We start from the raw sequence: 6103 nt of genomic DNA on the forward strand, positions 1-6103 counted from the left end.
ATACTTTACTACCTTGTCTTTACGAAGGGGCAGCTCGTTAATCGCCTGTTCAAAAAGTTACGATAGGCTATGGCACTTTATATACATCAATTTATCTATCAAATTGGTTTCTGGTTTACTTGGTTATTGATTCCAATTGTCGTTGAAATTCTGCCTGCTAGCCAGCATGCTTTTCGGCTCCAACGTACCATCAAATCAAGTCAGGCGTACCAAGTGCCTTTAAAATTGCCGATGATTTCAATTGTGTTGCCAGTCTATAATTCCGGCGATACGCTTTATCACTGTATTGCTTCAATTGCCGCATCGTCTTAACCGAAAGCATTGATTCAAATTTTTGAGGCCAATAATCATAGTACGGATAATAGCTTTCAAGTCTTTCATCAAGCTCAGGCTGATTTTCCAGAACTACGGCTGCAATGGATGAATACCGATGCTGGTAAAGCCAGAGCGTTGAATGCGGCGATTTATAATAGCATGGGTAGCTATATTATGAATTTAGATACCGACGGCTGGTTAGAACCATCAGCGTTGTTTAACATGGTACTTTATTTTGAAAATAACAAACAGGTGGATGCTGCCACGGGGACAATTCTGACTCAGAAATCGGCCATTGAAGGGACCCAAAACAAGTGCCTAAAATTATTGCAACGTAACGAATATGTTGAATATGCCCAAGCGTTTTTGTCAGGACGTAGTATCGAGAATCAAAATGACCGGCTTTTTACGATGTCAGGGGCCTTTTCGGCCTTTCGTCGCGAAGTACTGGTGCAAACGTATATGTATAATGTCGATACGATTGGTGAAGACACGGATATGACTTTTCAGTTGCGTTATCGCTTGGGTAAACGCATTGGGTTTGTGGTGGATGCTATTTTTTATGTTGAACCAATTTCTGGGCTTGAAGCGCTCTATTTACAACGACAAAGATGGCAACGTGGTCAAATTGAAGTGGCTCAAAATTTTCTACAACAAAAACTTAATCTTTATCAATTTTTTAGTCATTTTATGATTGGTCGATTGATGGTTGACCACACGTTTGTCTTCCCCCGTTTGATTTGGATGATTGGGTTAGGCATGTTGGTTTACTTGGGTTATTCCCCCGTAGTAGTCGGCCTGTCCCTGATGATGATGTATTTGCTCTATGTGGTGTTTGGTTTCTTGAACTACTGGAGTGCGTTACAGTTACTGGCAAAATTTGAGACCGAACGGCGCTATTATCTGAAACAATGGCCCATGCTGTTGACGTTGCCGCTGTATAATGGACTCAATACGGTGATTCGGTTAGTTGGTATCATTAATGCGACGACAACGCGTGCGAATTGGCAAACAAAAAAGTTCAGCACCGAAATGGCAGAAATTAGGGCCATTATTCGGTCAGATTTTCGGTTAACAAAGAAAGAGAAAAAATAGGCTGATGCGACAAAAAAGCTATACTTACAAACTACGGACTTTCATTAACGCCAGTCATGCTGTGCGTTGGCAGGGCGTTCTAGGGGCCGAGCACCCTCATACTTGGGAATTAATCTTAGAAATACGACCAACAGTTGAGCAATTTACCTTGAAATTTGAAGACATTGAGGCCGTTATTGCTGACAGTATTGCACCGTTTCATGGTCAGTTGCTCAATAACGTGCAACCGTTTGATCAGATTGTCCCAACACTGGAAAATTTTGCGGAGCAATTATTTGACCTATTAGCCGACGCACTAACCGAAATTGCGTGTCAATTGCACGATTTATCGGTGGGGGAGTCGCCAACACGTTATTATAGTGTGGCACTGCGAGAGCTAAACGATTAGCATTAAAAGCGTTAATGTTGGCTCCAGTTGCTTTGTGAAATTAACACTATCGTTATGAAGGTTTGTATGGTAAAATGGTTTAGTAAAAGGCGTTGTAATACATAATGTTCGTGTTTTACTAAAATATAAAATGGACATCCGCAGAGGGACACTCACGGATAGGTGCAAACAAACCCTGTCGATTTTGAATCACATGGTTTTCTCCGACAAACCTATCCCGTCTGAAAGCAGCTGTTGGTGTTCTAGGAGAAAAATATATGTCTGGTGTAATTGTTGTCGGTTCGCAATGGGGCGATGAAGGTAAGGGAAAGATTGTTGACTTTTTTGCGGAAGACGCAGATGCTGTTGTCCGCTATCAAGGCGGCAATAACGCAGGTCACACAATCTGGCATGGTGACACAAAGTTTGAATTGTCAGCTTTGCCTTCTGGTATCTTAACTGAGGGGCAACTAGCAGTTATTGGTAACGGTGTGGTGGTTAATCCGGAAGCCTTGTTGGCTGAAATTGCTGAAGTGCAATCAAAGGGCATTTCAGTTGATAATTTGCGTATTTCAAATCGCGCGCATGTCATCATGCCTTATCACATTGCGCTTGATAAAGCAGCAGAATCATCATCAAATAACCGTATCGGCACGACAAAGAAGGGTATCGGACCAGCTTACACGGATAAAATTTCACGTGTCGGCATCCGAATGGCTGACTTGGTTGATCCTGAAGTCTTTGCCAAGCTTTTGCAAGAATATTTGCCATTCAAAAATGCGCAATTGACAAAGTTGTATGGCGAAGAAGCACTTGATTACGATACGATTTATTCAACTTATGTTGAATATGGTCGTCAATTGGCACCTTATGTCACGGATACTTCTTATCTATTGGGGCAACTCATGGATAAGAACAAGCGCGTTGTCTTTGAAGGTGCGCAAGGTATCATGCTTGATGTGGATCATGGCACATATCCTTATGTCACAAGTTCAAACCCAACAGCCGGTGGTGTGATGAACGGGGCCGGTGTTGGCCCTAACCAAATCCAAGATGTGGTCGGCGTGATTAAGGCCTACACGTCACGTGTTGGTGAAGGACCATTCCCAACAGAATTACATGATGATATTGCTGATCATGTTCGTGAAGTTGGTCATGAATATGGTGTGGTCACAAAGCGTCCACGTCGTATTGGTTGGCTAGATGCCGTCGCTTTGCGTCACGCTGTTCAAGTGTCTGGTTTGACAAAGTTGGCAATCAATTCACTTGACGTTTTGTCTGGTTTGAAAGAATTGAAGATTGCGACATCTTACACGTATAAGGGTGAAGAAATTCATCATTTCCCAGCATCTGATACATGGTTTGAAGGGCTTGATGTGAATTACGAAACATTGCCTGGTTGGGACGAAGATATTACAGGTGTACAATCATTTGATGAATTGCCAGAAAATGCCCAACGTTACTTAAAGCGCATTTCTGAATTACTGTCAGTTGAACTGTTGAGCTTTGCAGTTGGACCAAAGCCAGAAGAAACACATTTGATGAGTCCTGTTTGGCAATAACAGCACAAATAGCAGAGGGATAAGCATGGCATTACAAGCTGGGGATTTACTGTTTATCAAAAATCAACATGAACCCATGGATGAAGCTATTGCTGCTTCGACGGGAACTTATGTGCATGTTGGCATTGCTGTGGATGACCAGACTGTTATTCATGCGAGTCCGCGCTATGGTGTGGCCATGCAGGATTTGGCGCAATTCCAAGCGGAATTTGGTCAGCCGGATGTTTATCGCCCACAAGTTGATGATGTCGCGACGGTCATTGCGCGTGCGAAAACGTATCTTGGGCAACCGTATAATGCCACCTTCTATCCAAATGGTGCGGGACTGTATTGTTCTGAATTGGTTGAAGTTGCCTTTGGTGATAAATTACCGTTTGAACCACAGCCGTTACGTTTTCATGATGCGACCCATGATATTTCGGCCTATTGGCAAGCTTATTATGACCAATTAGGGGTGGCGGTACCGGTTGGCCTACCGGGTTCCAATCCGGAGGCGATGGCCAAATCGTCACAATTAACCTTTCTTGGCAGCCTATAAAAAAGCACGTTCTCAAACGAGAACGTGCTTTTCTTATGCCTTGACGTAGGCTTCTTCGGAAATAATAATTTGATTTGTTTCAGCATCCCAATCAGCGTACAAATTAGTACTTTCAGGATGTAATAGATAATAATCAGCCAGTTGATCGGCAATTTGATCTTGAATGACACGACGTAGTGGCCGCGCACCTAAGGCTGGATTGTAACCCAACTTGGCAAGTTGTTGCTTTGCAGCGTCGCTTACCGTGACGTGGAGTTGATTATCTGCCAAATTAGCGTTCATATCGGCTAACAGTAAGTCAACGATTGTTAAGAGATGGTCTTGCGTCAATTGATCGAATTCCACAATATCATCAAAACGATTTAAGAATTCAGGGCGGAAATAATTTTCCAAACGTTGGAGTAACTTACTTTGGGCATCAACTTGGTTGAAGCCCATTGGCGTGTTCCCAGTATCTGTAGAGCCAGCGTTTGACGTCATGATAATCACTGTATCTTTAAAGCTAACGACATGCCCTTGGGCATCGGTCAAACGGCCATCATCCAAAATTTGTAAGAACATATTCATCACATCTGGATGTGCCTTTTCCACTTCGTCAATGAGAACGAGGGAATAAGGCCGACGACGGACTTGTTCGGTTAGTTGACCAGCTTCTTCATAGCCCACATAACCAGCAGGGGCACCAATCATTTTCGATACCGCATGCTTTTCCATATACTCTGACATATCAAAACGAATCAAAGCGTCTTTGCTGCCAAACATTTCTTTGGCCAATTGCTTGGCTAATTCAGTTTTACCAACGCCGGTTGGGCCGACAAAGAGGAATGACCCAATTGGGCGACCGGACTTGGTCAAACCAATACGATTACGACGAATAGCTTTCGCCACAGTTTGTACGGCCGCATCTTGACCAATGACATGGGCTGACAAATGCGCATCCAATTCACGGAGCTGGTTGGCTTCGTTATCCTTTAGGTTACCAACCGGAATATCAGTTTTATCCTCGATGATTGTTAAGATATCTTGTTCAGTGACAGCTTGTGGCTTAAACATTTCTGGGTGTGCTTCAACTTGTGCTTTTTGCGATTCGAGTTGGTTGACTTGATCACGCCAATAGCTAGCTTTCTCAAAGTTTTCTTGATCGATTGCTGCTTGTTTGAGCTTGTCGGCCGAGTCGATTTTAGCCTGAATCGCTTTAGGATCAGCAATTTTCATGGACAAATTCTTCCGTGAACCAGCTTCATCAATTAAATCAATCGCTTTGTCTGGCAAGAAGCGTTCTGGTAAGTAGCGGTCCGATAAGGATACCGCGGCAGCAATCGCTTCATCTGTGTAGACAACATGGTGGTAATCTTCGTAACGTTGCTGAATCCCTTCTAAAATCTTAATGGTGGCAGCCATTGAAGGTTCGTTGACCTGTACAGGTTGGAACCGACGGGCAATCGCGCCATCTTTTTCGATTTTACGGTATTCATTTAAAGTCGTGGCGCCAATTAATTGGAATTCACCACGTGCCAAAGCGGGCTTCAGGATGTTACCAGCATCCATACCACCTTCGGCATTACCGGCACCCATGATTTCATGCACTTCGTCAATAAACAAAATGATGTCGTCATTGTCGGCGACTTCTTGCATCAATTGACGCATCCGCGCTTCAAACTGACCACGCATTGCCGTGCCTTGCACGAGGGCAGACATGTCAAGTCGGATAATCTCTTTTGACTGCAATTTTTCAGGGACTTTATTGTGCACAATTGCTTGGGCGAGTCCTTCAACAACAGCTGTTTTACCAACACCTGGTTCCCCGATCAGCACAGGGTTATTTTTGGTACGACGATTTAATATCTCGATGGTGCGGGCGATTTCGCTATCACGACCGATAACTGGATCTAACTTACCGTCACGGGCTTGTTGTGTTAAATTAATTCCAAATTCGTCGAGTAGTGTTGGGCGATTATTTTGTTTATCTTTTTTATTTTTTTGTTGGGTGCCAAAGTTGGCTTGTTGACCATTTTGTGCGGCCTGCATTTGTTCATTCATGGCGCGCATCATATCATCAAAATTAATATTTCCAAATCCAAATGGGTCTTGTGATGCCATAATTACTAAGTGTACCGCTCAAATGCACGATACTTTCCTTTCTATAGCTTACCTCTAGTATACCAGGTCAAGATTAAATGACAATTAAATTTAGCACTCTTATTTAACGAGTGCTAAAATAAATTT

At 43.2% G+C, this 6103-nt stretch carries 4 protein-coding genes and 1 pseudogene; 4 read left to right on the forward strand and 1 reads right to left on the reverse strand.

The window, feature by feature from the left end:
* Positions 1–69 precede the first annotated feature (69 nt).
* The 4 genes and pseudogenes from ACW12G_RS05805 to ACW12G_RS05820 all read left to right on the forward strand — a co-directional run bounded on the left by ACW12G_RS05805 (position 70) and on the right by ACW12G_RS05820 (position 3877).
* Positions 70–1410 (forward strand): annotated as a pseudogene (locus tag ACW12G_RS05805) (TIGR03111 family XrtG-associated glycosyltransferase).
* A 4-nt stretch (positions 1411–1414) separates the two neighbouring features.
* A complete protein-coding gene (locus ACW12G_RS05810; protein ID WP_029510154.1) occupies positions 1415–1798 on the forward strand; it encodes a 6-carboxytetrahydropterin synthase in 384 nt (127 codons plus the stop codon).
* A 257-nt stretch (positions 1799–2055) separates the two neighbouring features.
* Positions 2056–3339: an adenylosuccinate synthase gene (locus tag ACW12G_RS05815; protein WP_278393071.1), complete on the forward strand. Its 1284-nt coding sequence runs from the start codon at positions 2056–2058 to the stop codon at positions 3337–3339.
* A 25-nt stretch (positions 3340–3364) separates the two neighbouring features.
* Positions 3365–3877: a YiiX/YebB-like N1pC/P60 family cysteine hydrolase gene (locus ACW12G_RS05820; RefSeq protein ID WP_189428845.1), complete on the forward strand. Its 513-nt coding sequence runs from the start codon at positions 3365–3367 to the stop codon at positions 3875–3877.
* Positions 3878–3910: 33 nt separating this feature from the next.
* Here ACW12G_RS05820 and ACW12G_RS05825 read toward each other — a convergent pair whose 3' ends face one another.
* Positions 3911–5977 carry an ATP-dependent Clp protease ATP-binding subunit gene (locus ACW12G_RS05825; RefSeq protein WP_455647489.1) on the reverse strand — a complete coding sequence of 689 codons (2067 nt, stop codon included), beginning with the start codon at positions 5975–5977 and terminating at the stop codon, positions 3911–3913.
* Positions 5978–6103 lie beyond the last annotated feature (126 nt).

It is taken from the genome of Leuconostoc sp. (assembly GCF_965300815.1).